This is a genomic window from Haloferax sp. ATCC BAA-644, from assembly GCF_000336975.1.
Classification (GTDB): domain Archaea; phylum Halobacteriota; class Halobacteria; order Halobacteriales; family Haloferacaceae; genus Haloferax; species Haloferax volcanii.
In genome coordinates, this window is the sequence record NZ_AOLF01000013.1 from 112,945 (window position 1) to 137,665 (window position 24,721).

Sequence of the window (24,721 nt, forward strand, 5' to 3'; positions counted from 1 at the left end):
TGGGCCGGTTACGCTCGTCAGCCGGAGGGTGTCGCCACCGGCCCGTGGCGGCCAAACAGATAACTCCGTCGCCTGAAAACCACGGGCCATGTCCCCACTACCGGACGACACGCCACTCCACCGGACCGCGGGCGCGAAAGTCGCCGTCGCGGTGTTCCTCGCGCTGACGCTCGCCTACGCGCTTCTCATCGCCCAGCAAGTCCTCGCGTGGGTGTTTCTCGTCGTCATCGTCGTCGTCATCTGGTACGCCGCCAGACTCGTCGTCGCCATGGAAGAAATCGCAACACAGCTCGGCCATCTCGCAGATGAACGCACCGGTTCTCGCGGCCGCGGCGACGAATCAAGCCGAGATTAAATCGCGGCCGACGCGCTCGAACCAGAGACTGTCCCGCTCGCCGGACGGTCGAACCGAACGAACCGAACCGTGACGCACCGACCCTGTGACTCGGCGCTTCGTCCGTTTTTGCCGAGTATCGGAGAAATCGGAGGGTTCCGATTACGAGATAATTTTATTCACGGTTCTTGTATTCTTAACTAACTTCGGGGAGCGCGACGTTCCACCCGCAACAATGTACCCGTTACAAGTCACGCTGACCGAGTCCGTCGCAGAGTTGACCAACGCCGTGCTCGCGTTCGTCCCGCGGCTCGTGGGCGCGCTGTTGATTCTCATCGTCGGCTGGTTCATCGGCAGCATCGCGGCCCGGCTCATCACGCGGGTCGCTGACCGCGTCGAAGTCGACAAGGCCGTGTTGGCGACGCCCGTCGGGAAGATTCTCGGCGGAACCGAAACGGCCGTCTCGGGCGCGTTCGGGACGCTCGGCAAGTGGTTCGTCTACGCCATCGCCGTCCTCGCGGCCGCCGACGTGCTCGCGGTGGACCTGTTTTCCGAATGGGTCTCGACCGCGGCGTCGTACGCGCCGTCGTTCGTGGCCGGCCTGCTCGTCATCGTCCTCGGGTTCGTCGTCGCCGACTTCATCGGTGACGCCATCACCCGCACCCGCGCGGCGACCGAGACGCCGTACACGAGCGTCTTCGCGGTCGGCACCCGGATGTTCCTCTACTTCACCGCCGTCGTCATCGGTCTGAGCACGATGGGCATCGACGTGGCCATCCTGTTCACCATCGCGCAGGCGTTCGCGTGGGGCATCGCCGCGGCCCTCGCCATCGGCGTCGGCGGCGCGGTCGCCTTCGGCGCGCGCGACTACGTCTCGGCCAACGTCGAGCGCTGGATGGGGTCGGCCCGCTCCGTCGCGGCCACGCCCGTCTCCCCGATGGGCGGCGACGGCGACTCGCCCGAAGGCGCGTCGGCGGCCGACGACTGAGCGCAGAGCCTAATATATCAGAATGTCTATCTCATTTTCCCGTCGGAGTTTTTGGCCCGTCTAAACCGTCTAAGGCTTGCTACCCGCAACTCAAATATTTAGGCAAGCCAAAAATATCTAAGATATGATAATACTTATCGGCGCCGAGTGGCTACGTCCGGTATGGACCAGTTTTCCGCTCTCACGTTCGTCTTTCTCGCGGGGCTCGTCACGGCCATCGCGACCGGGGTCGGCGCGATTCCGTTCTTCTTCGTCTCGGACGTGAGCGACCGCTGGAACGTGGCGCTGTGGGGCATCGCCTCGGGCATCATGGTGTCGGCGTCGCTGTTCGGCCTCGTCTTCGAGGGACTCGCAAACGGGACGCCGCTCCAACTCGGCATCGGGATGCTCGCCGGCGTCGCGCTCGTCCTCGTCGCCCACCGCGTCATCGAGGGCGCGGAGGTCAACCCCAAGCAGTACGAGGAGGCCGATTTCCGCAAACTGCTGTTGATTCTCGGCATCCTCACCGTCCACAGCTTTCCCGAGGGCGTCGCCGTCGGCGTCTCGTTTGCCGACCTCGGCCTCGACGGCGGCTTCCAGCTGTTCGGGTTCGTCGTCCCGCTGCTCGCGGTGTTCATGACGATTGCCATCTCGATTCACAACGTCCCCGAGGGGCTCGCCATCTCCATCCCGCTGCGGTCGATGAACGTCTCGAACTGGAAGCTCGTCTGGTGGGCTATCTTCTCCAGTCTACCCCAGCCCATCGGCGCGGTCATCGCGTTCTACTTCGTCCGCATCGCCCGGGAGTTCCTCCCGTTCGGCTTCGGCTTCGCGGCCGGCGCGATGGTCTTTCTCGTCCTCACGGAGTTCATCCCCGAGGCGCTCGAACTCGGAAAGCGCCTCCCGCGCGGCGGCCGGGTCGAACTGCTCGCCGGCCTCGCCGCCGGCTTCGCCGTCATGGTGCCGCTGGCGTTCATCTGACCCCGGCGGACCCGCCACGAGGCCCGGACGCGCGGCTCTCTCCTTCGACTCGGAACGACAGAGAAAACCGCGTAGCCGCGACCCGCGACTTCGACTTAGTGCGAGTGGCCGAGCGCGTCCGACAGCGGGACGCCGAAGCGCTCTTCGAACAGCTCTTCCATCTTTTCGTTGATTTCGGCGATGTCGGCCGGCGCGCCGTCCTCGCTGTGGTGCGCGACGACGTGGGCCTGCTGTGCGAACGCCTGCACGACCACGTCGGCGACGACGTCGGTCGGCTCTTCGCCCTGCTCCGAGAAGATGTCGACGAGGCCCGCGGGGAGTTCGAGCGCCTCGGTGTCTCCGTCCGGTCCCTCGATGGTGTACGTCTCAGTTTCGACCATGCCACCACGTGGGGTCGGCCGCGGGTTAAGGCTTGAGTTTGCGGGCGCATCGGGGGCTGCCGAATCCCCCCGCACCGCAAGCAGGCGGCGCGAGTCGCCTCAGTCGGTCCGCGGAATCGCCAGCGTCCCCGCCGCGAAGAAGGCGACCGCGAGGGCCGCGAGCACCGCGAGGTTCGTGAGCCAGTCGCCGCCGCCGTAGGTGAGCGCCCGGACGCCGCGGGCGAAGTACGTGAGCGGCGAGAGGTTCAGCGCCGGGACGAACCACGCCGGCAGCAGGTCGGGCGTCACGAACGTCTCCGAGAGGAACAACAGGGGCAGCGCGATGGCGTTGCTCGCGGCGATGACGCCGTCCTGCGAGTCCGCGACGCTCCCGATGACGGCCCCGAGGCCGCAGAAGAGCGTCACGCCGAGCGCGACGAAGGGGACGATTGCGAGCGTCGCGGGCGTCAGCGGAATCGACGCGCCCGTCACGAGCGCCGACAGCGCGAGGAGCAACAGCGCCGCGAGGCCGATGACGACGACGTTGACGAGCGAGTGCGCGAGGAGCCACTCGGCGCGCGACAGCGGCGTCGTCGCCAGTTTCTCGAAGCGACTTCCCTCCCGGTGGCGCGCGATGGTGCTGCCGACGCGCGACAGCGGGGTGAACAACACGACGACCGCGAGGTAGCCGGCGATGTAGTACTCCTTCGGCTCGGCGAACAGGCCGCCGCCGGTCGGCTGGGTCTGCACGAGCGCCCCGAAGATGACGACGATGATGGCGGGGAAGAAGAACGTGAAGAAGACCGCCGTCCGCCGCCGGAGGAACGAGTGCCACGAGGCGACGAACTCCGAGCGGACGCGGGCGGCGAGGCTCATCTGTCACCTCCGACCGCGGCGGCCGCGGCGGGGCGGGCCGCCTCGAACTGCTCGCCGGTCAGAGAGAGGTACACCTCTTCGAGGCCGGGCTGTTTCCAGACGAGCGACTCGTAGACGACGCCCGCGTCGTCGAAGGCGGCGACCACGTCGCCGATGTCGCGCGGACCGACGCCGTGGACGGTGATGCCGTCTCCCGACACCGTCGCGTCGAGCGCGGCCGGGAGCGACACCGACCGGAGGGTCGCCTCTGCGTCGGCGTCGCCGTCGGTTCGGACGACGAGGCGGCTCTCGCCGCCGTACTCGGACACGAGGTCGTCCGGCCGGCCGACCGTGACGAGTTCGCCCGCGTTGAGCAGCCCCACGCGGTCGGCGAGGCGCTCTATCTCCTCCATGGAGTGGCTGGTGAGAAACACCGTCGTCCCGCCGGCGGCGAGGTCCTCGACGAGCCCCCACAGCGACCGGCGGCCCGCGGGGTCGATGCCGGTCGTCGGCTCGTCCAAGAACAGCACGTCGGGGTCGTTGACGAGCGTCAGGGCGATGCAGGCGCGGCGCTGTTGGCCGCCCGAGAGGTTCTCGTACCAGGTGTCGGCGGCGTCGGCGAGGCCGACCTCGTCGAGCACCGCGTCGGGGTCGCGGGCGTCGTCGTAGAGCCCCGCGTAGTAGGCCACGAGTTCGCGGGCGGAGAGCCGGCCCGCGGGCCGGAACTCCTGCGGGAGGACGCCGAGGCGCTGGCGGTCCACCTCGGTCGGGTCGCGCCCGAGGATGGCCGCCGACCCCGAGTCAACCGCGGTCGTGCCCGTGAGGGCGCGAACCAGCGTCGTCTTCCCCGCGCCGTTCGGACCGATGAGGCCGAAGACCTCCCCCTCGGCGACCGACAGGGAGACGCCCGAGAGCGCCTCCACGTCGCCGTAGGACTTCCTGAGGCCGTCGGCGGCGAGTACCTCGTCCATGTCGTACCCGTCGTCACTATCGGGTGGTAAGAGATTCGGAATCGCCGCTCGATTCGAGTTGTGGGGGCGGCGGGGTAGCGGGGAGTCCCCCCCGCCCCGACCGGAGCAAGCCTTACTCCACTCGCGCTGTACTACGTTGACATGAACGGGTCTCGACGCGAGTTCCTCGCCGCGACCGGCGCGGCTCTCTTGGGCGGCCTCGCGGGCTGTGCGAGCGCCCCGACCGACGACGGCGCTGGCGGAACGACTGACGGCGACGCGACATCCGACGACACCGATAGCTCGACCGCGACCGCGGACACAGGGGGCGACGGCTCGCTCGCGGGTCTCGAAGTCGCTTACGAGACGGTGGCGACCGGGTTCGCCTCGCCGGTCGACGTGGCTATCCCCGAGGCGTTCGGCGGGAGCCGACGGTTCGTCGTCGACCAGCCCGGTCGAATCTGGTTGCACGACGACTCTGGACTGCGAAGCGAATCGTACCTCGACATCACCGACCGCGTCGTCGACCTCAACGGCTACGACGAGCGCGGCTTCCTCGGCGTCGCCTTCCACCCCGAGTTCGCCGATAACGGGCGGCTCTACCTCCGGTACAGCACTCCGCGGCGGTCGGGGACGCCCTCGAACTACAGCCACACGTTCGTCCTGAGCGAACTGACGGTCGACCCCGAAGCGACGACCGTCTCGGCAGATTCCGAGCGGACGCTCCTCGAACTTCCGCAACCCCAGTCGAACCACAACGCCGGGGCCGTCGCGTTCGGCCCGGACGGCTATCTCTACGTCGCCACGGGCGACGGCGGCGGCGCGAACGACGAGGGCCGCGGCCACGTCGACGACTGGTACGACGCCGTGTCGGGCGGCAACGGACAGGACGTGACCGGGAACCTCCTCGGGAGCGTCCTCCGCATCGACGTGGACTCGACCGGCGGCGTCTCCGGCGACGACGACCGGCCCTACGGCATCCCCGAGGACAACCCGCTCGTCGGCTCCGACGGCCGCGACGAGCAGTACGCGTGGGGCTTCAGAAACCCGTGGCGGCTCTCGTTCGACGGCGAGGACTGCTACGTCGCCGACGTGGGACAGGGCGCGTGGGAGGAGGTGAACCTGCTCGAAGCGGGCGGCAACTACGGCTGGAACGTCCGCGAGGGCGCACACTGCTTCCGCGCGGGCGACTGCCCGACCGAGACGCCCGACGGCGCGCCGCTCATCGACCCGGTGCTGGAGTACCCCCACAGCGGCGACGGGCCGTCCGGGGTGGCCGTCATCGGCGGCCACGTCTACCGCGGCGAGGCGATTCCGGACCTCTCGGGCGCGTACGTCTTCGCTGACTGGCAGTCCGAGGGCAGACTGTTCGCCGCCCGCCCGAGCGAGTCGCGCCCGTGGGACATCGCGGAGCTACCCGTGGCGGACCGCGACGACGGCGGGACGAACGTCCTCGCGTTCGGCCGCGACCCCGACGGCGAACTGTACGTCTGCACCAGCGACCGAGGGGTCGTGACCGGGTCGTCGGGCGCGCTGAACCGGCTGACCGGCGTGTGACGGCCCGAGTCGAGAACGCAAATCACACTCTGCTCAGGCGTCGCCGTCGACGTTGACCCGTCTGCCCGTCGTCGCTGACTCGTAGGCCGCCTCGGTCAGTGCGGTCACCCGCAGGGCGTCCTCGGCCGGGATGGCGAGGTCGGCTTCGTCGCGCGCGGCGTCCACGAAGTTCCGGAGCTTCTTCCGGGTCAACTCCTCGAAGTCGGGCGTCGGCGGCGTCGCGGTGTAGGTCGTTCCGCTCTCCGTCACCTCGATGGTCTCGCCGTCGAAGGCGACCATCCCCTCGGTCCCGATGACGCGGAGCGACTCGCCCGGCTCGGGGACGCTCTGTCCGTCGCCGGAGACGCCCACGCTCGCGGTGAGGCGGTCGCCGTCGCGGTCGAGGACGACCGCGAGCGCCGAGTTCACGTCCACATCGTGGCCGCGGTGGTCGACCGCCGCGGCGACGGTCATCGGTTTCGACCGCGTCACCCAGAGCATCGCGTCGAGAAGGTGTGACCCCGAGTCGTACAGTTGGCCGCCGCCCGACAGCGACGGGTCGCCGCGCCACTCGTCTTTCGTCCAGCGAATCCACTCCTGTTCGAGGTGGCAGACCACCATGTGCGGGTCGCCGATGCGGCCGCTGTCGACGACGCGCCGGAGTTCGTGGAACCGCGGGTCGAAGTGGCGCTGGTAGCCGACCGCGAGGGTGAGGCCGCGGTCCTCGGCGCGGTCGATGAGCGCCCGCGCGCCGCCGAGGTCGGTCACCATCGGCTTTTCGAGGTGGACGTGGAGGTCGGCGTCGAGCGCCGCGAGCGCCTGGTCGAAGTGCTCGGCGTGCGGCGAGGCGATGGTCACCGCGTCGAGGAACTCGGCGTCCAGCAGTTCCGCGGTCGTCTCGTAGGTCGGCACGTCGAACTCGTCCCCGAACCGCGCGCGCACCTCGTCGGCGGGGTCGACGCCGGCGACGACGCGCACCCCCTCCAGTTCGTTGAGGAGGCGGCACTCCAGCATCCCGAGGTTTCCGAGGCCGATACCTGCGACTCTGAACATGGCGTATCAGTCGCGCGGAAGCCGCAAAAGCGTGCGGGCGAGTCGCAAGGGATTCCCGGGGACGGGCGTGGGTCGGCCATGGACGACGCAGTCCTCCGGCGATTCGCCGTCGTACTCGCGTTGGTCGGTGTGGCCCTCCACGTTACGGCCCTCGCCGCGAATCTGTCGCAGAGATACGTCACCGTCGGGGTCGGAGTTCTCCTCCTCGCGCTCGCGCTCAGCGGCGGGCCGGTCGCGCGCGACCTGCTCGCGGCGGACGTGGCCCCCGCCGAATCGCCCGACGCCGACGGAAAACGGTGAACGCCTCGCCGCTACTCGCATCCTTTAGTCGCCGGCCGTCGTGGGGTCGACCATGAGCCTCGACTATCGACGACTCGGGTCGACCGGTACCCGCGTCTCGGAACTGTGCTTCGGTACGTGGCGATTCGGTCGGAAGAGTAGCGGCGTCCTCGAGACCGACGAGGAGGAGGCCCACGAACTCCTCGACGCGTTCGAGGAGCGCGGCGGGAACTTCATCGACACCGCCAACGTCTACGGGAATCCGAACGGCACGTCCGAGGAGTACATCGGCAACTGGCTGGCCGAGCGCGACCGCGAGGACTACGTGCTCGCGTCGAAGGTGTACTTCCCGTTCGACGAGGACAACCCCAACGGGCGCGGCCTCTCGCGGACCCACATCCGCAACCAGATCGAGGGCACGCTCGACCGCCTCGACACCGACTACCTCGACCTCTACTACATCCACCGCTGGGACGAGGAGACGCCCATCGAGGAGACGCTTCGGGCGCTCAACGGCCTCGTCGAGGAGGGGAAGGTCAACTACCTCGGCGCGTCCACGATGGCGTCGTGGCAGCTCACGAAGGCGCTGTGGAAGTCCGACGTGCACGACTACGCCCGGTTCGACGTGACACAGCCGCTGTTCCACGCCGGCTACTACGAGGACGTGAAAGACTACCTCGACGTGTGCGGCGACCAGGACATCGCGGTCTGTCCGTACTCGCCGCTCGCGGGCGGCTTCCTCACGGGCAAATACGAGCGCGCCGACCCCGACGACCCGACCGAGTACGTCGCGCCCGACGGCGCGCGCGGCTCGTTCGACGAGCGCTTCGACCGGTTCTACGTCTCCGAGCGCGGCTGGAAGGTGCTCGACGAGATTCGCGCCGTCGCCGACGAGGTCGACGCCAGCCCCGCGCAGGTCGCGCTCCGCTGGCTGATGGACTACCCCGAGGCGACGGTCGTCCCCATCGTCGGCGCGCGGACGACCGACCAGCTCGACGAGAACGTCGGCGCGGCCGACGTGGACATCTCGACCGACCAGTGGGAGCGCATCATGAACGCCCGCTACGACGAGGACGGCCGACGCTGGGGCCACTAACGGCCACCGGCGACTGCGAGCGGTTGCGGGCGGCTCGACCGATGCCTGCTTTTTTCACGCGATTTCGAGGTCTCGCAGGAAGTCGCAGACGACGTGGACGTAGAGCACGACCGCGAGGAACGCCGCGAGCGACCCGAGCCCCGAGAGCGCGAGCGAGCCGACCGCGACGCCGCCGACGAGGTGGTGGCTCAGGAGGCGTTTGCGGTCGAACTCGGTGTCGAACTCCTCGAACACTCGCTCTTGGTCGAGGAGGCCGACCCGCGGGTTCGTCACCGCGAGCCGCAGGTTCGCCCAGTCGCCGCGCTGGACGCGGGCGATGACGAAGTGGTCGAGGTCGACGAAGACGCTCGCGAACACCGCGCCGGCGACGAGGAGCGGCAGGCTCCCCGGCGGGTCCACGGCGACTGCGGCGGCCGCCCCGGCGACCGCGCCGACGGCGGCGTGTTCGAGTGATTTCACGGCTCGGCCCGGTCAGCCGACGTGCGGGCGGACCCGCCGGAGCACGAGGTCCGGGTCGAACTCGGCTTCCGACTTGTCCCAGACGCGCTCGCCGTCGACGGTGACGGTGAGGACGCCGTGGTCGCCCGTGACGAGCGCCACGCGGTCGAGTCGGTCGCCGAACTGTTCGAGCAGCGCGTGCTGGAGCGTCTCGGCGCGGTCGAGGAAGCCGCAGGGGACGCAGTATTCGATTTCGACCTCGGTCATGGCCGGACGTTCACGGCGCGCGGGTAAAAGCGAGGGGGCGGGCAGCGAGCGCGCCCGCGGGCGCAAACCGCGATTACTTCCCGAATCCGGGTCGCCACCGGAGCAGGACCACGGTGACGAGGAAGACCAGCGTCGAGAGGTCGTACGAGAGCGTCGTCACGGTCGCCGCGACGGCCGTCCCGCCGCCGAAGACGCTCGTGGCGACCGACGCGAGGACGGGCCACGAACACGAGACGCAGGAGAACAGGCCGACGACGCCGGAGACGGCCGCGCCCGCCGCCTCGACGACCGTGTCGTAGACGAGGAACGCGAGCGCCGCGTAGCCGACCACGCGCGCCGGCATGAGCACGAGGTTGAACAGGTCGCCGCCGTAGACGAGCGCCGGGCCCCATCCCGGCGGGAGGAAGGCGACGCGGACGCCGCTCGTGCCGCCGGGCACGGGCGAGGTGACGAGGCCGCCGGCGACCGCGAGGAGCGCGAAGTAGCCGACAGCGACGGCGGCCGCCTTGCGCTTCGTCGCGGTCGAGGCGGGTGCCACGTCGGTGTCGAACAGGACCCAGAGGCCGACGATGACCCACGCGACGCCGTAGACGGCGTAACGCGGCGCGCCGACGCTCGCCTCGGTGAAAAGCAGGTAGACGAACGCCAGAATCAGCGTCGTGTTCACGGCGAAGGCGGCGCGGAGCAGACTGTCCCGCGAGGGGCGGGGAAGTGCGGATGCGGTTGCCATGTGTTTGGGTGGTGTCGCAGGCGAGTCTCAGATGGCGAGCGTGTCGACGACGATGGCGAGCAGCAACATCCCGAGGTAGGCGTTCGAGGCGTGGAACGCCCGGAAGGCGGCGGTGTCGTCGCGCTCGTAGTGCAGGCGAACGACGAAGTAGAGGAACGCGCCGCCGAAGAGGATGCTCGTCACGAGGTAGACGACCCCGAGGGCGTCCATGACCGCGAGGCCGGCGGCGGCGACGAGCGTCGCGCCGAGCCACCAGAGGATGTGCTTTCGCGTCTCGGTCTCGCCGCGGACGACGGGCATCATCGGGAAGCCGCCGCGGGCGTAGTCGTCCTTGTAGGCCAGCGCGAGGTTGTAGAAGTGCGCGGGCGTCCACAGGAAGATGACCACGGCGAGGACGACGCCCCCGAGGCCGACATCGCCGGTGACGGCGACCCAGCCGATGAGCGCCGGGAGCGCGCCGGCCGCGCCGCCGATGACGGTGTTCTGGACCGTGTTGGGCTTCAGGATGAGCGTGTAGACGACGCTATAAAAGGCGATGGCGACGACGCCGAGGACGGCCGCGAGCCAGTTGACGGATGCGAACAGCGCCACCGACGCGACCGTCAGGAGCAGGCCGAACGCGACCGCGTTGCGGACGGGGACGAGGTCGACCGCGAGCGGCCGGTCGCTGGTCCGCTGCATCCGGCGGTCCACGTCGCGTTCGAGGACGTGGTTGAACGTGCCGGACGCGCCGATAGAGAGGACGCCGCCGCCGAGGGTCGCCGCGATGACCTCGGGCGTGAGGCCGGACGAGACGGTGCCGGCGAGCGCCATCGCCGCCGACGCGACGAGACAGAGGAGCCACATCAGCCGCGGCTTCATGAGCCGGAAGTACGCGTTGACCGTCGCCTTCGCGCGGGCGACCGGGTCGGTCGGGACGGACGGTCGCTCGCCGTCGTCGGCCGGAGGGCTCATCGACGGGGTGCCGACCGGCGCGTCGTCGGGGTCGCCGGTGGCCGCTTCGAGCGTCCACGCGAGGGCGGCGACGAGGCCGCCGAAGATGACCATCCCGAGGACCAAGTGGAGCGTCGAGAGCGCGGGGCCGACGCCGACGGTGGCGACGACCGCGCCGAGGCCGGCCTGCGCGGGATAGAGCACGGCCGACGCAGTGACGGTCGCTCGCACCCGGCGAGACGTGTCGGTCCGCCACGCCGAGACGAGCGTGGCGACCGTGAGGAGGCCGACGAGGACGGCCGCGACGCGGTGGCCGAGGGCGACCCAGCCGTCGAGCGTCGCGGGGAGCGAAAAGCCGTCGCCGCACGCGGGCCACGCGCTGCACGCGGCGGTCGCGTCCGTGAGCGCGGTCGTCGCGCCGACGATGAGCAGGAGATAGACGCCCATCGCGGTCGCCGCGAGCAGGCCGTGGAACGTGTTCGAATCGCGATTCGTGGCCACGAAATTCACCTACGGACGTGTTGGGCCGTCCCGTATTTAGGACCCGCGCTTTCCCGCTTCGCGTTCGGGCGCCGCTCCCCGTGATATGAGGGGGAGGGGTTGATAAATGGCGGGCCGAGAGTCGGTACGCATTTATGCGGTTGTTCCTAAGTCTCGCTCAGTATGAGAAAGACGCGTTTCGCGCTCGCGTCCCTGCTCGCGACGGCCGCGATGGCGCTCGTTGCCCCCCCCGCCGCCGCGCAGGCGTCTGCCACGTCGGAACTCATCAACCAGCTGAACGGGGAGCTGCTGTACGTCGCTATCCCGATTACCGTGCTGGTGGAGGTCATCCTCCTCTACACCGTCATCAAGTTCCGCAACAGCGAGCGCGCACTGCCGACCAAGGAGAACCGCCGGCTCGAAATCACGTGGACCATCGCGACAGCGATTATCCTGCTTTTCGTCGGCGTCGCCTCCTACGGCGTGCTGGCCAACGAGAACGTCACGCACCAGGGCAACGACATCGCCATGGACGACGACCCGGTCGTCGTCACGGCGGAGGCCTACCAGTGGGGCTGGAACATGTACTACCCCGAGGAGGGTAACTTCTCGTCCGGAAACGAGATTGTCATCCCCAAGGACCGCCCGGTCTACTTCCAGGTCACCTCAACGGACGTGATACATGGATTCCACGTCCCCGAACTCGGCCTCAAGCAGGACGCGATGCCGGGTTCCACGAACACCATCAAGACCGTCGCCTACGAGGAAGGCACCTACCAGGGCTACTGTACTGAGTACTGCGGCGTCGCGCACTCCCAGATGTACTTCACCGTTGATGTCGTCTCGCAGGACGAGTACCAGAACTGGCTCGACGAACAGCAGTCGGCCAACAGCGAGTCGTCCGGCACCTCGAACTCTACCGCGACGAACTCCACGCAGTAACGCTTCCTCCCTTCTGTTTCGACGCTGCTCCCGAGTGACGACGCTCGCGCTCGTCGCAGTCGGTCGTCGGAGAACTCGTCGCGGGCCGCAGTGCAGTCGGCTATCGGCCGGACGAACGGTGACTCAACAGCGCCGTTCGACGATGCGGTCGATGATGCGACCCGTCGAGAGCAGTTCGTCGTCGTGGCGGGACTCTCGGGGCGTCGCGCGCGTGACCTCGCAGTCGATGCCGCGGGCGTCGAGGGCGGCTTTGATTCCGTCCTCGTCGTGGTGTTGGTCGTAGCCGAGGACGATGACGTCGGGGTCGATCTCCTCGATGGGGACGAAGATGTCCTCGGCGTGGCCGAGATGCGCCTCGTCGACCACGTCGAGCGCGGCGACCATGTCGCGGCGCTGGCGGCCGTCGAGTATCGGTTTCGGCTTGTGCGTCACGTTCTCGCCGCGGGCGATGATGACGTGGAGTTCGTCGCCGAGCGACGCGGCGTCCGAGAGGTAGTGGACGTGGCCGGGGTGGAGGATGTCGAAGGTGCCCTGCGCGATGACCCGTCTCATCGGTCCAACTCCGCGTCGATGTCGTCCTGCGTGAAGTCGAAGAACGATTCGGGGTCGGGGAGGTCCGCGTCGAGCACGTCGAGGTTGCGGACCTCTCCGGACTGGTCGAACGCCTCCCAGTCGTCGGGGCCGTACGGCGAGCCGATGATGATGTGGACCCGGCCGCTCCCGAACGTGTCGAGGTCGGCGTCGCTCGGGCGGAGGACGCCGTTCGGGTGCGAGTGAATCGACCCGACGGCGCGGAAGTCGTTCGGCACGAGGTCGTTCCTGACGGTCGCGCTGTACGGGTCCGAGACCGTCCCCGGGATGATGAGCACGTCCGTCACGACGTAGCCGTCGCGGTCGACGCCGACCCGTCGGGCCTCCTCGCCGCGGAGGAGTCCCATGTACTCGTTCGGATGCGTCTCCGCAGAGGCTTCGAGCGCGAAGTCGAGGGCGTCGGCGGCGATGCCGACGACCTCCCGCGACCGGAAGAGTCGCATACCGAACCGTCCGCGGGCGCTCCATCTAAGGGTTCCGGAACGCCGAGTCGGTCGCCGGAACGGAACCGCCATACTGAGGTCGGCGCTCGCTCGACATCGGGTGTGACGCTCGATTCCGATCTCGTCGCCCGCGTGACGGACGCGCTCGCCGCCGACGCGCCGCCGACCGCGACAACCGAACTCGACGGCGGACACGTCGGCCGCGTCTACCGACTCGATTTCGATGGGCGCGACCCCGTCGTCGCGAAGGTGGGCGACACGCCGCTCGACGTGGAGGCGGCGATGCTCGACTCGCTCGCCGCGGCCGGCCTTCCGGTCCCCGCGGTCCACCACGCCGACGCCGACCTGCTCGTCCTCGACTACGTCGAGGGCGCGTCCGAGTTGACCGCCGCCGCCGAGCGCGACCTCGCCACCCACCTCGCCGCGCTCCACGAGACGACCGCGCCGGCGTTCGGCTTCCCCTACGACACCCTCTCCGGACCGTACCGACAGCCGAACCCGTGGACCGACTCGTGGGTCGCGTTCTTCCGCGACCAGCGCCTCCTGCCGTGGGCCGACGCGGCGCGCGACGCCGGCTTACCGGCCGCGACCGCCGAGCGAATCGAGTCGGTCGCCGCCGACCTCGACGCCCTCCTCGTCGAACCGGCGGCCCCGCGACTCGTCCACGGCGACGTGTGGGGCGCGAACCTCCGCGTCCGCGACGACCGCGTCGTCGCCTTCCTCGACCCGGCGTGTTACTACGGCCACCCCGAGGTCGAACTGGCCTACATCGACTGGTTCGACGCCGCGGGCGACGCCTTCTTCGACGCCTACGACGAGCGCCGACCCATCGCCGGCGGCTTCTTCGAGTCGCGGTCGCCCGTCTACGCGCTGTTTCCCCTCCTCGAACACGTCCGCGTCTTCGGGGCCGACTACGTCCCGTCGGTCGAAGACGCGCTGGACGAACTCGGTTACTGACCGCCCGCGAATGCGAGTGTCGGGCCGAACCGAGCCGTGCGAACCGGCCGCGCACGCGAGATGCTTTTGTAAAGCTTAACACTACCCCCTGACCTAGCGGGACTATGAGCGACGAGCACGCCGGGGATTCCGGCGACGACTCGGGTCCGAATTCGGACGCGCGACCTATCGTCTATGATCTCGCACCGAACTGTACCGCCGACGATGTCGAGACCGACGCGCACTACCACGCCGTCGTCAACGGCGTCGTGGAGTACGGCATCTTCGTCGACGTCTCCGACTCCGTCTCCGGACTCATCCACGAGTCCAACCTCTCGGCCGACTACGAGGTCGGCGACCGACTGGTCGTCCGCCTCGAATCCGTCCGCGATAACGGCGACATCGCGTTCGCCGAGGACACGCCCGACGACTACCGCACCCTGACCGTCGACCACGAGCCGACCATCACGCCTATCTCCAGTCTCTCGGTCGGCGAGTCGGTCACGGTCGAGGGCGTCGTCACGCAGATTAAGCAGACCGGCGGCCCGACCGTCTTCCGCATCGCCGACGACTCCGGCATCGTCGCCGCCGCCGCCTTCGAAGAGGCCGGCGTCCGCGCGTTCCCCGAAGTCGACCTCGACGACGTGGTCCGCATGGCCGGCACCGTCGAAGACCACGAGGGCACCCGTCAGCTCGAAGTCGACGGCCTCACCGTCCTCGACGACGAGGCGGCGGCCGACGCCCGCCAGCGCATCGACGCCGCGCTCGACGAGCGCGCCGAGCCCGAGCCGGTCGAGCCGCTCGTGGAGTGGTCGGCGTTCGAGAAGCTCCGCGACGACCTCGAAGACGTGGCGCGCCTGCTGCGCCGGACGGTCCTCGAGGGCCGCCCGATTCGCGTCCGCCACCACGCCGACGGCGACGGCATGTGCGCGTCCGTCCCGGTCCAACTGGCCCTCGAACGGCTCATCACGGAGGTCCACGACGACCCCGACGCGCCGCGACACCTGTTCAAGCGCCTGCCGAGCAAGGCCCCGTTCTACGAGATGGAGGACGTGACCCGCGACCTGAACTTCGCGCTCGAAGGCCGCGCCCGCCACGGCCAGCGGCTCCCCTTCCTGCTCATGCTCGACAACGGGTCGACCGAGGAGGACGTGCCCGCCTACGAGAACCTCGCGCACTACGACGTGCCCATCGCGGTCGTCGACCACCACCACCCCGACCCCGAGGCGGTCGACCCGCTTCTCGACGCGCACGTCAATCCGTACCTCCACGACGAGGACTACCGCATCACGACCGGCATGATGTGCGTCGAACTCGCCCGGATGATTCACCCCGACGTGACCGACGAACTGCGTCACGTCCCCGCCGTCGCCGGGCTGTCCGACCGCTCGAAGGCGGAGGTCATGGACGAGTACATCGCGCTCGCCGAGGACGAGGGCTACGACCGCGAACAGCTCCTCGACGTGGGCGAAGCGCTCGACTACGCCGCCCACTGGCTGCGCTACAACGACGGTGCATCCATCGTCAACGACGTGCTCAACGTCGGCTGCGACGACGAAGCGCGCCACCGCGAACTCGTCGAGTTCCTCTCGACGCGCGCCGAGCGCGACGTGGACCGCCAGCTCGAAGCGGCCGAGCCGCACCTCGAACACGAGCGCCTCGACAGCGGGGCCAACCTCTACCGCATCGACCTCGACAAGTGGGCCCACCGCTTTACCTACCCCGCGCCGGGCAAGACCACGGGCAAGCTCCACGACCGCAAGGTCCAGGAGACGGGCGAGCCGGTCATCACCATCGGCTACGGTCCCGACTTCGCCGTCCTCCGCTCCGACGGCGTCCGCCTCGACATCCCGCGGATGGTCGCTGAACTGAACGAAGAGGTCGTCGGCGGCGGCGTCTCCGGCGGCGGCCACCTCGTCGTCGGCTCCATCAAGTTCGTCAGCGGCATGCGCGAGGAGGTTATCGACAGCCTCGTCGAGAAGATGGCCGAAGCCGACATCGACGAAGAGCTGTCGACGACGGCGTAAGCCGGCGTTCGACTCTCAGACTGCGACCGCTCAGTTTTCGAACTCCAGTCGCCTGAGCGCCGCGAGTCCGACGACGACCGCGAGGGCCGCCGCGGCGACGAGTCCAGGCTTCGGCTCCGCTCCGCGCCCGCTGGCTCGCCAGTCGGCCGCGAACGCCTCGCGGAAGTACGCCGCGGCGGCCGGGTCCGACAGCGCGAGGACGACTTCGCGGTTCTCGCGGGCCGAGTGCCGGTTCCAGTTGAGACTGCCGACGAGCGCGGTGTCGTCGGCGACGACGCCCTTCGCGTGAATCGCGCCGTACCGCCCGCCGGGGCGCGCGAGGCGGACCGAGAGCGGGCTGCCGGTTCGGTCGGCCCACTCGTTCAGGCGCTCGGCGAGCGCGCGGTTCTCTTCCTCGTCGTACCACGCGCTCCCGAGGAGGAGTCGGACGCGGACGCCGCGGTCGGCGGCGCGCTTGAGCGCGCGGGCGAACGGGCCGTCGGCCTCGACGGTCGGTTGTAGCACGTCGATTCGGCTCTCGGCGGCATCGAGTCGGGCGACGACCGCGGACTCGGCGTTGTCGGGCGCGCGGAGGACGGCGACGCGGTCGACTCGAAGCGTCTCGGGCGCGATGCGCGACGGATACGAGCCGTTCGCCGATTCGGTGCGGACGAACGACCGGCCGACGCGGTACGTCTCCCACGAAGCGGTCTCTGGGAGGCTCGCATCGGTTTCGAACGTGGCCGCGAGGTCGGCCGCGACGGCCGGCGAGCGCGCGACGACGCCCCAGCCGCGGCTCTTTTTCCCGCCCGTTCCGGCGGGTTTCCAGTTTTCGGTCATCACGAGCGCCGCGTCGTCGACGACGGCGTACTTCGGGTGGTGAAACGAGTGCGGGTCGCCGACGACTCGGACCGACACGCCGGCGTCGACGAGGCGGTCGAGGACGCGCGCCGACCGCCGCGGGAAGCCGCCGACCGGGCTGTCCTCGACCAGTACCCCGACCTGCACGCCGCGCTCGCGAGCGGCGACGAGTTCGTCGGCGACGCGCGCGGAGGAGACGACGTAGCCGGCGAGCAGAATCCGCTCGTCGGCCGCCCGGAGCGTCGCTATCGGACGCTCCGGCGAGTCGGGGAGCACGAACAGCGTCGCGTTCGCGGGGCCGTGTGTCGTGACGTTCCGCCGGGGGAGCGTCCGCGGCCACCACGACCACGCGCCGTCCCGCCGTTCGAGGCGCGCGCCCTCGCGGCTCCGGTCGTAGCTGAGGCGGTCCGCGACGACGCCGTTGCCGGCCGTGTCACCGTTGCCACCGACGACGCGGAGCGTGACCGTCTCGCCGCCGTTGGCGAGGTCGAGACCGGGCGCGACCACTGGGAGGTCGGTCAGGTTCGACGCCGCGGCCGGGTCGGTGGCGACGGCGACCGTGCCGCCGGGCGCGACGAAGGAGACGGTGTCTTCCCCGTCGGACAGCGAGAGCTCGGTTCCCGCGGGCGCGGCGACGGCGACGAACTCGCCGCGGTCGCCGGGCGTCGCCGGGTCGGGGAGCGCGGCGACGATGCGCGGTTCACCCGGTACCGGCGGGTCGGCGGCGGTCGCTGATTCTGTCGCGTTCGCCGTTCCCGGCGCGGCCGCTATCGGCGCGGGGACGACGGCCGCGGCCGCGATGAGGACCACGAGCGAGGCGGCGAACGCGGTGGTGAGGGGCCGTCGAGACACACCCCGCGGTGGTCGCGTTTCCCTACAAAAACGTTCGCAACCGGGGACTCAGCGCGAGCGACTGCGAGAGAAAGAGAACGAAAGGGGACCGCAGAGCCGCCGGGCTACCGCATCGGTCGTGCGGTCTCAGACGGTCGCTTCGGCTTCGATGTCGTCGCCGAGGAACTCGGCGGCGAGTTCGGCTTCGCGCTGGACGAGGAACGAGCGGTCGTCGGCGTAGCCGGCGGCCACTTCGAGCGCGTCGTTCGTGCCGATCTGTCGGAGCGCCCACGCGGCGCTGGCGCGGACGGCGTCCTCGTCGTCGTCGGCGACGACGTCCGACAGCGGCTCGACGGCGCGGGTGTCACCGATGAGACCGAGCGCGCGCGCGGCGGCCGAGCGGACGTTGTCGTTTTCGGTGACGAGCTTGTTCGCGATGGGTTGGGTCGCCTCCTCGGAGCCGATTTCGCCGAGCGCCTTGAACACGACCTTCTGGAGCGCGGGGTCGCTGTCGGTGTCGACGTAGTCGACGAGCATCTCGACGCCCTCCTCGGCGGCCATCTTCCCGATGGCCTTGATGACGCCCTTGTCGCGGCGCTTGGCCTGCCCCTCGATGGTCTCGTAGGCGCGGTCGTCGTTCATCCGCGTGAACGCCTCGATGCAGTACTCCTGCATGAAGTCGGACTGGAAGCTCTCGAACGCGAGCGCAATCATCTCGACGTTGCCGCGCTTTTCGTGTTCCTTCAGCGCCGACAGCTCCGGCGGGAAGTCCTTGTAGTGGCCGAGCACGTCGTAGAAGCCCTGCACTTGGAGCTTCTCGCGCGTTTCGAGGTCGTCCCACTCCTGGGCGTCGTCGAGGCCGTCCGCGAGACCGTCGGCGACTTCGATGAGGTCCGCGATGGTTTCCGCGTCCTCGTCGGCGTCGAGGGCGGCCGCCTCGACGGCCGAGACGGCGTCGTCGACGGCGGCGGTCAGCGCGTCCTCGTCGTCGCCGTCGACCGAGACGCCCGCGTCGAGCACGCCGTTGAACTCGTCGGCGAACGTCTCGACCGCGGCGACGATTTCGCCTTCGCCCTGCTCGGTCCACCGGGTGTCCGCGATGGTGGACTTGGCCTCTTCGAGCGTCTCGACGGCGTCGTCGGCGTAGGGACCGCGCTGGGATTCGAGTTCGTCGCGCAGGTCGGACAGGCGCGATTCGAGTTCCTCGGCGGGGTCATCCTCGTCTTCGTCGTCCGGTTCGGGCAGGTCCGCGGCCTCCACGTCGGCCTCGATGTCGTCGAGCGTGGCCTCGACCTCGTCGAGGTCGGCTTCGGTCTCGGCCGCCTCGAGAGCCTCCTCGGCCTCGGTCAGGCGCTCGTCGAAGCTCTCGGGCGAGAGTTCTGTCGTGTCGTCGTCCCCGTCACTCATATGTCGGAAGTCCGTTCGACTGTAAAAAGAGCGTTTCCCTTCGCTCCGCGTCTCGGACCGGGACCGACCGCCGATTCCATCCGGGTCACTTTTTCGCGACCCGTCCGTTCCTCCGAGCGTGACCGGTCCCACTATCGCCGTCCCGCAGCGCGCCGCGTTCGACCTCGACCCGGCGCGAAACGAGGCAGACGTGCGCGCCCGCGCCGCCGACCTCCCCGAGTCGGTCGATATCGCGCTGTTCTCCGAGTACGCGCTCACGGGCTTCGTCGCGGACAACCGCGCCTTCAGTGGCGCGATACCCCGGGAGCGCGCGACCGACTTCCTCGCCTCCGTCGCCGCGGAAAACGGCTTCGACGTACTGGCGGGCTACCTCGAACGCGACGGCGAGACGCTCCACAACGCGGCCGCCTACGTCCGACCCGACGGCTCGGCGACCGTCTACCGCAAGCGACACCTCTGGGGCGGCGAGGCCGATATCCTCACGCCGGGCGACGAACTCGTCGTCGCGGACACGCCCGCCGGACGGGCCGGCATCCTCACCTGCTACGATCTGAACTTCGTCGGCGACAGCGCCGCGCTGACCGACGAGCGAGTCGACGCCCTGTTCGTCGTCGGCGCGTGGCCCGCCGCCCACTCGACGAACTGGCGACTGCTCTGTCGCGCCCGCGCCCTCGACGGGGTTCGCTGGCTCGTCGGCGCGAACCGGACGGGGAGCGGGTCGATTTCGGGAACCGCGGGTTCGGAGTACGCGGGTCGCTCGCTCGTCGTCAGGCCCGACGGCGTGGTCGCAGCCGCGCTGAACCGCGGCGAGCGCGACCTCGTGTGGACGCTCGACCGCGACCTCTTGGCCGAACAGCGCGCGTTCGTCGGCTCGGTCGAGTAGCCGAAACCGGACTGCATCACCGGAACCGAGGGGCGTTTTTCCGACCGCGCCCAATCGGGGGCGATGACGGACTCGCTCTTTACGCCGCTTTCGCTCCGCGAGACGGAGGTTCGAAACCGAATCATGGTCTCGCCGATGTGTCAGTACTCCTCGACCGACGGGTTCGCCGACGACTGGCATCTCGTCCACCTCGGCAGTCGCGCCGTCGGCGGCGCGGGCATCGTGATGTCCGAGGCGACGGCCGTCTCCCCCGAGGGGCGCATCACGCCGAACGACCTCGGCATCTGGTCGGACGACCACGTCGAGAAGCTCAGCCAGATAACCTCGTTCGTCTCGTCGATGGGGAGCACGCCGGCCATCCAACTCGCCCACGCGGGCCGGAAGGCGAGCAAGACCCGGCCGTGGGAGGGGAGCGAGCCGGTCGCACCCGACGACGGCGGGTGGACGACCGTCGCCCCGAGCGACGCGCCGTGGCCCTACGAGGGCGAGGCACCGCCGACCCGAAAGCTCTCGGCCGACGGTATCGAAGGCGTCGTCGACGACTTCCGCGCGGCGGCCGAGCGCGCCCTCGACGCCGGCTTCGAAATCGCCGAGGTCCACGCGGCCCACGGCTACCTCCTCCACGAGTTCCTCTCGCCGGTGACGAACCGCCGCGACGACGAGTACGGCGGCTCGTTCGAAAACCGGACGCGACTCCTCCGCGAGGTCACGGACGCGGTCCGCGGGGTCTGGCCCGACGACAAGCCCGTGTTCGTCCGCATCTCCGCGACCGACTGGCTGGACGACCGCGAGTCGTGGGACATCGAGCAGTCGATTCGCCTCGCGGCCGACCTTGACGACCTCGGGGTCGACCTCGTCGACGTGAGCGCCGGCGGCATCCACCCCGACCAGCGGATTCCGAACACCGGCCCCGGCTATCAGATACCCTTCGCGGAGGTCATCCGCGAGGAGACCGACGCGATGGTCGGCGCGGTCGGCGGCATCCGAACCGCGCGCCACGCCGACGAGGTCGTCAGAAACGGGCGGGCCGACCTCGCCATCGTCGGCCGCGAGCATCTCTACGACCCGTACTTCGCGCTCCACGCCGCGGGCGACCTCGACGCCGACGCGGAGTGGCCGCCGCAGTACCAGCGCGCCGTCCCGCGGCGGTAGCGACGGCGGTACCCTCGAAACGCACCCCGCGTTCGCCCCCTCGAACGCTTATCCCCGCGGCGACCCAACCGTGGGCCATGAGCGACCGACGACGCGACGACGACATCCTCGACGTACTCGACGAACTCGGGGACACGCTCGACGAACTCGGCGCGGAACTCCGCGAGGAGCGCGACCGCAACCTCGGCCGACGCGTCACCGGCGACGACCGATTTCGCCCCCCGCGCCCGCCGACGTTCGGTGAGGTCCTGCGGTTCACCGAGTCGTACACCATCCCGACGGTCATCGCCGTCCTCGAAGCGACTATCGCCTCTCTCGAACTGCTCCGCCGCCTCATGCGGCTTTCCGACCCCGGCCGCGCGATGGACGACGCCAGAGGCGAGACGGAGGCACGGATGCGAAACGTCCCGAAGAGCGCCGTCTCCGGCGTCGACCGCGCCCTCGACGAACTCAGAAACGCGCTCTCGGAGGCCGACCTTCCGTCGAACCCCGAGGCGCGCGACGTGATGGACCGCGCCCGCTCGCTGGCCGACGAACTCGACGCGCGACTCAGCGAGGCCGAACGCGAGCGAACCGCCCGCGAGCGTCGCTGGCGCGAGGACGAACGCACGTTCGAATCCGAGTGGCAACGGCGCGACGACGCCCGGCGCTCCGGTGACGGGACCCGAACCTCACGCGACGCCGAGCCGGTCGGGACCGGACCGGTCCGCATCGACGTGACCGAGGAAGCCGGCCCGGACGGCGGCGACGACGGGAGCGGGAGCGACGAGCCGACTGTCGATGTCGACGCCGAACTGGAGTCGATTAAGCGCGAAGTGAACGGCGACGACGAAACCGACGGAACCGACGCCGGCGCGGGCGACGAGCCGAGCGACCGCTAAGCGGCGACTCCAGGCACCAGCGGTCCAGACGCGAGTGAAAAAGACTCTCGACGCGCCCGCTCAGACCGGCTCGAAGCGGTAGCCGTCCCACTCTTGACTCGCTGGCTCGCGGATGCCCGCGCCGGGTTCGCGGAGTTCCTCGCAGTAGACCGGGCGGACCTCGTCGCCGATGTCGACGTCGTCCTCGCCGGTGACCTGTCCGATGGCGGGGACGGGCTCGCCGTCCACGTCGAACTCGACGATGGCGAGCGTGTTTGGCTGGCGGACGCCCGGCGGCGTCGCGGTGGAGGTGGTCCACGTTAGCACCGTCGCCGTGTAGTCGCTGAGGTCGACCGTGCCGACCGGCTCTTCGCCGCCCGGACCGACCGGGTGGCCGGGGTAGGTGATGCTCCCGTCGGGGTAGCGGTACGCCTCCATCGCGGGTTCGTCGTCGGACATTATCGGGACTCCATGATGGTCGTGGTCACGCAGTTGCCGAAGCCGCCGACGTTGCACGCGAGGCCCACGTCGGCATCGACCTGCCGCTCGCCTGCGTCACCGATGAGCTGTTTGTAAATCTCGTACACCTGCGCGACGCCCGAAGCGCCGAGGGGGTGACCCTTCGACTTCAGGCCGCCGGACGTGTTGATGGGAAGGTCGCCGTCGCGGTCGGTGACGCCCTCCTCGACGGCCTTCCAGCCCTCGCCCTTCTCGAAGAAGCCGAGGTCCTCCGACTGGAGGAATTCGAGGATGGTGAACATATCGTGGAGTTCCGCCACCTCGATGTCGTCGGGTTCGAGGTCGGCCATCTCGTAGGCGATTTCCGAGGAGTTGACGACGCCGCCCATCGTGGTCGGGTCGGCGCGCTCGTGGACGACGTGGGTGTCCGTCGCGCCGCCGATGCCGGAGATGACGGCGTAGTCGTCGGTGTACTCGCGGACGACCGACTCGGGGCAGAAGACGAGCGCCGCCGAGCCGTCGGTGATGGGACAGAAGTCGTAGAGGCGAAGCGGGTCGGCGACGACCGGCGAGTCGAGGACGGTGTCGAGGTCGACTTCCTTACGGAACTGGGCGTGGGGGTTGTCGACGCCGTTTCTGTGGTTCTTGACGGCGACCTTTCCGAGCGACTCCCGCGGGGCGTCGTAGGTGTCGAGGTAGAGCCGGGCGGTCAGCCCCGCGAAGGAGGGGAGCGTGACGCCGTGTTTGTACTCCACCGGGTGCGTCAGCGAGGCGATGACGTCCGTCGACTCGGCGGTCGAGCGGTGGGTCATCTTCTCGCCGCCAACGAGCATCGTCATGTCGGACGCGCCGGAGGCGACCGACTGCCACGCGGCGTAGACGCCCGCGCCGCCGGACGAGGAGGTCTGGTCGATTCGGGCGGTGTAGGCGGGCATCGCCGCGAGGTCGTGGGCGAGGGCGTTCGGGACGCCCGTCTGGCCCTCGAACTCGCCGCTCGCCATGTTCGAGACGTAGAGGTGCTCGATTTCGTCGGGCGAGACGTCGGCGTCCGCGAGCGCGGCCTGCCCCGCCTCCGCGAGCAGTTCGCGAATCCACGCGTCTCGCTGCCCGAACTGGGTCATCGATGCACCGATAATCGCTACGCGGTCCATACGCGCACGTCGTCGCAGCGCGATTTAAAACCGGGCAATCCCTCGCCGGCGCGTCTCAAACCGTTTATCAGTCGGTCGCCCGAACGACCGGCCATGGACGCCGAACGCCTCGCGCCGACCGTCGGAATCGTCGGCGCGCTGCTCCTCGCACTCGCCGTCGCGATTCCCGCCGTCACCGTCGAGGGCGGGGACGGACAGGTGGCCGCCTACTACGCCGCGGGCCCGGTCGGCATCTCGTTCGTCGGACTGCTCGCGCTCCTCGAAACCGTCGTCTTCCTCTCGGGCGGACAGGAGCGGACCGACCCGGCGACGGCCGCCGGCCTCGCCTTCGTCCTCTCGATTTCGATGCTCGGCATCGCCGCGCTGTGGTCGTTTTCCATCGACCAGACGCTCCTGTTCAGCTTCGACCAGCAGTACTCGTGGCTCTCGTACCACCGTTGGTCGGTCGTGGCCGCCGCGTTCGTCACGTTCGTCGGCGGCGCGTGGTACGCCAGCGACGTGTTGTGAGCCGGGTGCGACCGACCGGAACCGGCGACTCGCGGGGCCGCCGCGTCGAACCACCCCGACGGTGTCCCCCGATTTTCCCGCACCCGAGTCGAAAGGCCCTTAACAGTCGGTGGATAATGAGGGAGTGGACTAGGTCGGGCAGTTAGGCCCTGCTCTCCACCCGCGAAATAGGTCTTTAGCGGGGACCGAACACGGGCGCGTCCGGTCAGACCGGCGCGGGCCCCGGAAGCCAACGTAGAAACCTCGTCCTTCGGGGACAGCGGTTCCGCGTACCCCTTCCGCAGGGAAGGGTTCGCGCGGTTCATCGGTGGTACCCCGCCAGGCGCGGAAGCGAGCAGCGGACCATCGGACGTGCGTCGCTCGAGGGATCGCGGGGTGGAGGAGGCAACCGGGATTCCCCACGTCGGAACGCCGGGCAACCTCGCTGTCCACCC

Annotated in this window: 27 protein-coding genes and 1 other RNA gene; 14 read left to right on the forward strand and 14 right to left on the reverse strand. The window is 69.5% G+C overall.

The window, feature by feature from the left end; translation table 11 throughout:
* The first annotated feature begins 88 nt into the window (after nt 1-88).
* The 3 genes from C458_RS04280 (at nt 89) to C458_RS04290 (ending at nt 2,282) form a co-directional block, all read left to right on the forward strand.
* Entirely contained in the window at nt 89-355 is a 267-nt protein-coding gene (locus C458_RS04280; RefSeq protein WP_008573515.1) for a hypothetical protein, read from the forward strand.
* 214 nt (nt 356-569) lie between these two features.
* A complete protein-coding gene (locus C458_RS04285) occupies nt 570-1,322 on the forward strand; it encodes a hypothetical protein (RefSeq protein ID WP_008573518.1) in 753 nt (250 codons plus the stop codon).
* Nucleotides 1,323-1,484: 162 nt separating this feature from the next.
* Nucleotides 1,485-2,282, forward strand: coding sequence for a ZIP family metal transporter (locus tag C458_RS04290; RefSeq protein ID WP_008573519.1), 798 nt, complete (start codon nt 1,485-1,487; stop codon nt 2,280-2,282).
* Between the two features lie 95 nt (nt 2,283-2,377).
* Here C458_RS04290 and C458_RS04295 read toward each other — a convergent pair whose 3' ends face one another.
* From C458_RS04295 to C458_RS04305, 3 genes are all read right to left on the reverse strand, one after another.
* Nucleotides 2,378-2,662 carry a hypothetical protein gene (locus tag C458_RS04295; RefSeq protein ID WP_008573523.1) on the reverse strand — a complete coding sequence of 95 codons (285 nt, stop codon included), beginning with the start codon at nt 2,660-2,662 and terminating at the stop codon, nt 2,378-2,380.
* A 99-nt stretch (nt 2,663-2,761) separates the two neighbouring features.
* On the reverse strand, nt 2,762-3,517 hold the full coding sequence (locus C458_RS04300; RefSeq protein ID WP_007274734.1) for an ABC transporter permease: 756 nt from the start codon (nt 3,515-3,517) through the stop codon (nt 2,762-2,764).
* Nucleotides 3,514-4,467 carry an ABC transporter ATP-binding protein gene (locus tag C458_RS04305; protein WP_008573526.1) on the reverse strand — a complete coding sequence of 318 codons (954 nt, stop codon included), beginning with the start codon at nt 4,465-4,467 and terminating at the stop codon, nt 3,514-3,516. Before C458_RS04305 ends, C458_RS04300 begins: the two co-directional genes overlap by 4 nt.
* A 141-nt stretch (nt 4,468-4,608) precedes the next feature.
* Between C458_RS04305 and C458_RS04310 the strand changes: the two genes are divergently transcribed.
* The gene (locus C458_RS04310) at nt 4,609-6,003 is read left to right on the forward strand and encodes a sorbosone dehydrogenase family protein (RefSeq protein WP_008573528.1); all 1,395 of its coding nucleotides are present in this window, start codon (nt 4,609-4,611) and stop codon (nt 6,001-6,003) included.
* Nucleotides 6,004-6,036: 33 nt separating this feature from the next.
* Here C458_RS04310 and C458_RS04315 read toward each other — a convergent pair whose 3' ends face one another.
* Nucleotides 6,037-7,035, reverse strand: coding sequence for a Gfo/Idh/MocA family protein (locus C458_RS04315; protein WP_008573529.1), 999 nt, complete (start codon nt 7,033-7,035; stop codon nt 6,037-6,039).
* A 78-nt stretch (nt 7,036-7,113) separates the two neighbouring features.
* On the opposite strand from C458_RS04315, the gene C458_RS04320 reads away from it, so the two are divergent.
* Both C458_RS04320 and C458_RS04325 read left to right on the forward strand, forming a co-directional pair.
* Nucleotides 7,114-7,335 (forward strand): hypothetical protein, encoded by a 222-nt coding sequence (locus C458_RS04320; protein ID WP_008573531.1) that lies wholly within the window; start codon nt 7,114-7,116, stop codon nt 7,333-7,335.
* A gap of 52 nt (nt 7,336-7,387) precedes the next feature.
* Nucleotides 7,388-8,410: an aldo/keto reductase gene (locus tag C458_RS04325; protein ID WP_008573533.1), complete on the forward strand. Its 1,023-nt coding sequence runs from the start codon at nt 7,388-7,390 to the stop codon at nt 8,408-8,410.
* 54 nt (nt 8,411-8,464) lie between these two features.
* Here the strand turns inward: C458_RS04325 and C458_RS04330 are convergent, their stop codons facing one another.
* The 4 genes from C458_RS04330 to C458_RS04345 form a co-directional block, all read right to left on the reverse strand.
* A complete protein-coding gene (locus C458_RS04330; protein ID WP_008573534.1) occupies nt 8,465-8,869 on the reverse strand; it encodes a metal-dependent hydrolase in 405 nt (134 codons plus the stop codon).
* A gap of 12 nt (nt 8,870-8,881) precedes the next feature.
* Entirely contained in the window at nt 8,882-9,115 is a 234-nt protein-coding gene (locus tag C458_RS04335; RefSeq protein WP_008573536.1) for a SelT/SelW/SelH family protein, read from the reverse strand.
* Between the two features lie 73 nt (nt 9,116-9,188).
* Nucleotides 9,189-9,845, reverse strand: coding sequence for a hypothetical protein (locus tag C458_RS04340; RefSeq protein ID WP_008573538.1), 657 nt, complete (start codon nt 9,843-9,845; stop codon nt 9,189-9,191).
* A gap of 27 nt (nt 9,846-9,872) precedes the next feature.
* The gene (locus C458_RS04345; RefSeq protein ID WP_008573540.1) at nt 9,873-11,279 is read right to left on the reverse strand and encodes a heme o synthase; all 1,407 of its coding nucleotides are present in this window, start codon (nt 11,277-11,279) and stop codon (nt 9,873-9,875) included.
* Nucleotides 11,280-11,441: 162 nt separating this feature from the next.
* Here C458_RS04345 and coxB point away from each other — a divergent pair, with 162 nt between their 5' ends.
* Nucleotides 11,442-12,200 (forward strand): cytochrome c oxidase subunit II, encoded by a 759-nt coding sequence (gene coxB, locus C458_RS04350; protein ID WP_008573542.1) that lies wholly within the window; start codon nt 11,442-11,444, stop codon nt 12,198-12,200.
* Nucleotides 12,201-12,323: 123 nt separating this feature from the next.
* Here the strand turns inward: coxB and C458_RS04355 are convergent, their stop codons facing one another.
* Together C458_RS04355 and C458_RS04360 are read right to left on the reverse strand one after the other, a co-directional pair.
* Nucleotides 12,324-12,752, reverse strand: a complete 429-nt coding sequence (locus C458_RS04355; protein WP_008573545.1) for an adenylyltransferase/cytidyltransferase family protein — start codon at nt 12,750-12,752, stop codon at nt 12,324-12,326.
* Nucleotides 12,749-13,234, reverse strand: coding sequence for a Mov34/MPN/PAD-1 family protein (locus tag C458_RS04360; protein WP_008573547.1), 486 nt, complete (start codon nt 13,232-13,234; stop codon nt 12,749-12,751). Before C458_RS04360 ends, C458_RS04355 begins: the two co-directional genes overlap by 4 nt.
* Nucleotides 13,235-13,336: 102 nt before the next feature.
* On the opposite strand from C458_RS04360, the gene C458_RS04365 reads away from it, so the two are divergent.
* Both C458_RS04365 and C458_RS04370 read left to right on the forward strand, forming a co-directional pair.
* Nucleotides 13,337-14,191: a fructosamine kinase family protein gene (locus tag C458_RS04365; RefSeq protein WP_008573548.1), complete on the forward strand. Its 855-nt coding sequence runs from the start codon at nt 13,337-13,339 to the stop codon at nt 14,189-14,191.
* A gap of 104 nt (nt 14,192-14,295) precedes the next feature.
* On the forward strand, nt 14,296-16,197 hold the full coding sequence (locus C458_RS04370; RefSeq protein ID WP_008573550.1) for a DHH family phosphoesterase: 1,902 nt from the start codon (nt 14,296-14,298) through the stop codon (nt 16,195-16,197).
* 30 nt (nt 16,198-16,227) lie between these two features.
* Here the strand turns inward: C458_RS04370 and C458_RS04375 are convergent, their stop codons facing one another.
* Both C458_RS04375 and C458_RS18835 read right to left on the reverse strand, forming a co-directional pair.
* On the reverse strand, nt 16,228-17,889 hold the full coding sequence (locus C458_RS04375; protein ID WP_008573551.1) for a phosphatidylserine/phosphatidylglycerophosphate/cardiolipin synthase family protein: 1,662 nt from the start codon (nt 17,887-17,889) through the stop codon (nt 16,228-16,230).
* Nucleotides 17,890-18,015: 126 nt separating this feature from the next.
* Nucleotides 18,016-19,275 (reverse strand): HEAT repeat domain-containing protein, encoded by a 1,260-nt coding sequence (locus C458_RS18835; protein ID WP_008573552.1) that lies wholly within the window; start codon nt 19,273-19,275, stop codon nt 18,016-18,018.
* Between the two features lie 118 nt (nt 19,276-19,393).
* Here C458_RS18835 and C458_RS04385 point away from each other — a divergent pair, with 118 nt between their 5' ends.
* From C458_RS04385 to C458_RS04395, 3 genes are all read left to right on the forward strand, one after another.
* The gene (locus C458_RS04385; protein WP_008573553.1) at nt 19,394-20,158 is read left to right on the forward strand and encodes a carbon-nitrogen hydrolase family protein; all 765 of its coding nucleotides are present in this window, start codon (nt 19,394-19,396) and stop codon (nt 20,156-20,158) included.
* Nucleotides 20,159-20,221: 63 nt separating this feature from the next.
* A complete protein-coding gene (locus tag C458_RS04390; RefSeq protein ID WP_008573557.1) occupies nt 20,222-21,310 on the forward strand; it encodes an NADH:flavin oxidoreductase/NADH oxidase in 1,089 nt (362 codons plus the stop codon).
* 77 nt (nt 21,311-21,387) lie between these two features.
* Nucleotides 21,388-22,191 carry a hypothetical protein gene (locus C458_RS04395; RefSeq protein WP_008573559.1) on the forward strand — a complete coding sequence of 268 codons (804 nt, stop codon included), beginning with the start codon at nt 21,388-21,390 and terminating at the stop codon, nt 22,189-22,191.
* A gap of 60 nt (nt 22,192-22,251) precedes the next feature.
* On the opposite strand, the gene C458_RS04400 is transcribed toward C458_RS04395, so the two are convergent.
* A complete protein-coding gene (locus tag C458_RS04400; protein ID WP_008573561.1) occupies nt 22,252-22,629 on the reverse strand; it encodes an OB-fold domain-containing protein in 378 nt (125 codons plus the stop codon).
* Complete coding sequence (locus C458_RS04405) at nt 22,629-23,780, reverse strand: acetyl-CoA acyltransferase (RefSeq protein ID WP_008573563.1); 1,152 nt, start codon at nt 23,778-23,780, stop codon at nt 22,629-22,631. The genes C458_RS04400 and C458_RS04405 overlap by 1 nt, the downstream gene beginning before the upstream one ends.
* A gap of 93 nt (nt 23,781-23,873) precedes the next feature.
* Here C458_RS04405 and C458_RS04410 point away from each other — a divergent pair, with 93 nt between their 5' ends.
* Complete coding sequence (locus C458_RS04410; protein WP_008573565.1) at nt 23,874-24,287, forward strand: hypothetical protein; 414 nt, start codon at nt 23,874-23,876, stop codon at nt 24,285-24,287.
* 122 nt (nt 24,288-24,409) lie between these two features.
* Nucleotides 24,410-24,721: signal recognition particle sRNA (gene ffs / locus C458_RS17785), an RNA gene on the forward strand.

Coding starts and splice junctions, on each gene's coding strand:
- C458_RS04280 (WP_008573515.1), top strand. CDS start 89: ATGTCCCCACTACCGGACGACACGCCACTCCACCGGACCGCGGGCGCG.
- C458_RS04285 (WP_008573518.1), top strand. CDS start 570: ATGTACCCGTTACAAGTCACGCTGACCGAGTCCGTCGCAGAGTTGACC.
- C458_RS04290 (WP_008573519.1), top strand. CDS start 1,485: ATGGACCAGTTTTCCGCTCTCACGTTCGTCTTTCTCGCGGGGCTCGTC.
- C458_RS04295 (WP_008573523.1), bottom strand. CDS start 2,662: ATGGTCGAAACTGAGACGTACACCATCGAGGGACCGGACGGAGACACC.
- C458_RS04300 (WP_007274734.1), bottom strand. CDS start 3,517: ATGAGCCTCGCCGCCCGCGTCCGCTCGGAGTTCGTCGCCTCGTGGCAC.
- C458_RS04305 (WP_008573526.1), bottom strand. CDS start 4,467: ATGGACGAGGTACTCGCCGCCGACGGCCTCAGGAAGTCCTACGGCGAC.
- C458_RS04310 (WP_008573528.1), top strand. CDS start 4,609: ATGAACGGGTCTCGACGCGAGTTCCTCGCCGCGACCGGCGCGGCTCTC.
- C458_RS04315 (WP_008573529.1), bottom strand. CDS start 7,035: ATGTTCAGAGTCGCAGGTATCGGCCTCGGAAACCTCGGGATGCTGGAG.
- C458_RS04320 (WP_008573531.1), top strand. CDS start 7,114: ATGGACGACGCAGTCCTCCGGCGATTCGCCGTCGTACTCGCGTTGGTC.
- C458_RS04325 (WP_008573533.1), top strand. CDS start 7,388: ATGAGCCTCGACTATCGACGACTCGGGTCGACCGGTACCCGCGTCTCG.
- C458_RS04335 (WP_008573536.1), bottom strand. CDS start 9,115: ATGACCGAGGTCGAAATCGAATACTGCGTCCCCTGCGGCTTCCTCGAC.
- C458_RS04340 (WP_008573538.1), bottom strand. CDS start 9,845: ATGGCAACCGCATCCGCACTTCCCCGCCCCTCGCGGGACAGTCTGCTC.
- coxB (WP_008573542.1), top strand. CDS start 11,442: ATGAGAAAGACGCGTTTCGCGCTCGCGTCCCTGCTCGCGACGGCCGCG.
- C458_RS04355 (WP_008573545.1), bottom strand. CDS start 12,752: ATGAGACGGGTCATCGCGCAGGGCACCTTCGACATCCTCCACCCCGGC.
- C458_RS04360 (WP_008573547.1), bottom strand. CDS start 13,234: ATGCGACTCTTCCGGTCGCGGGAGGTCGTCGGCATCGCCGCCGACGCC.
- C458_RS04370 (WP_008573550.1), top strand. CDS start 14,296: ATGAGCGACGAGCACGCCGGGGATTCCGGCGACGACTCGGGTCCGAAT.
- C458_RS18835 (WP_008573552.1), bottom strand. CDS start 19,275: ATGAGTGACGGGGACGACGACACGACAGAACTCTCGCCCGAGAGCTTC.
- C458_RS04390 (WP_008573557.1), top strand. CDS start 20,222: ATGACGGACTCGCTCTTTACGCCGCTTTCGCTCCGCGAGACGGAGGTT.
- C458_RS04395 (WP_008573559.1), top strand. CDS start 21,388: ATGAGCGACCGACGACGCGACGACGACATCCTCGACGTACTCGACGAA.
- C458_RS04400 (WP_008573561.1), bottom strand. CDS start 22,629: ATGTCCGACGACGAACCCGCGATGGAGGCGTACCGCTACCCCGACGGG.
- C458_RS04405 (WP_008573563.1), bottom strand. CDS start 23,780: ATGGACCGCGTAGCGATTATCGGTGCATCGATGACCCAGTTCGGGCAG.
- C458_RS04410 (WP_008573565.1), top strand. CDS start 23,874: ATGGACGCCGAACGCCTCGCGCCGACCGTCGGAATCGTCGGCGCGCTG.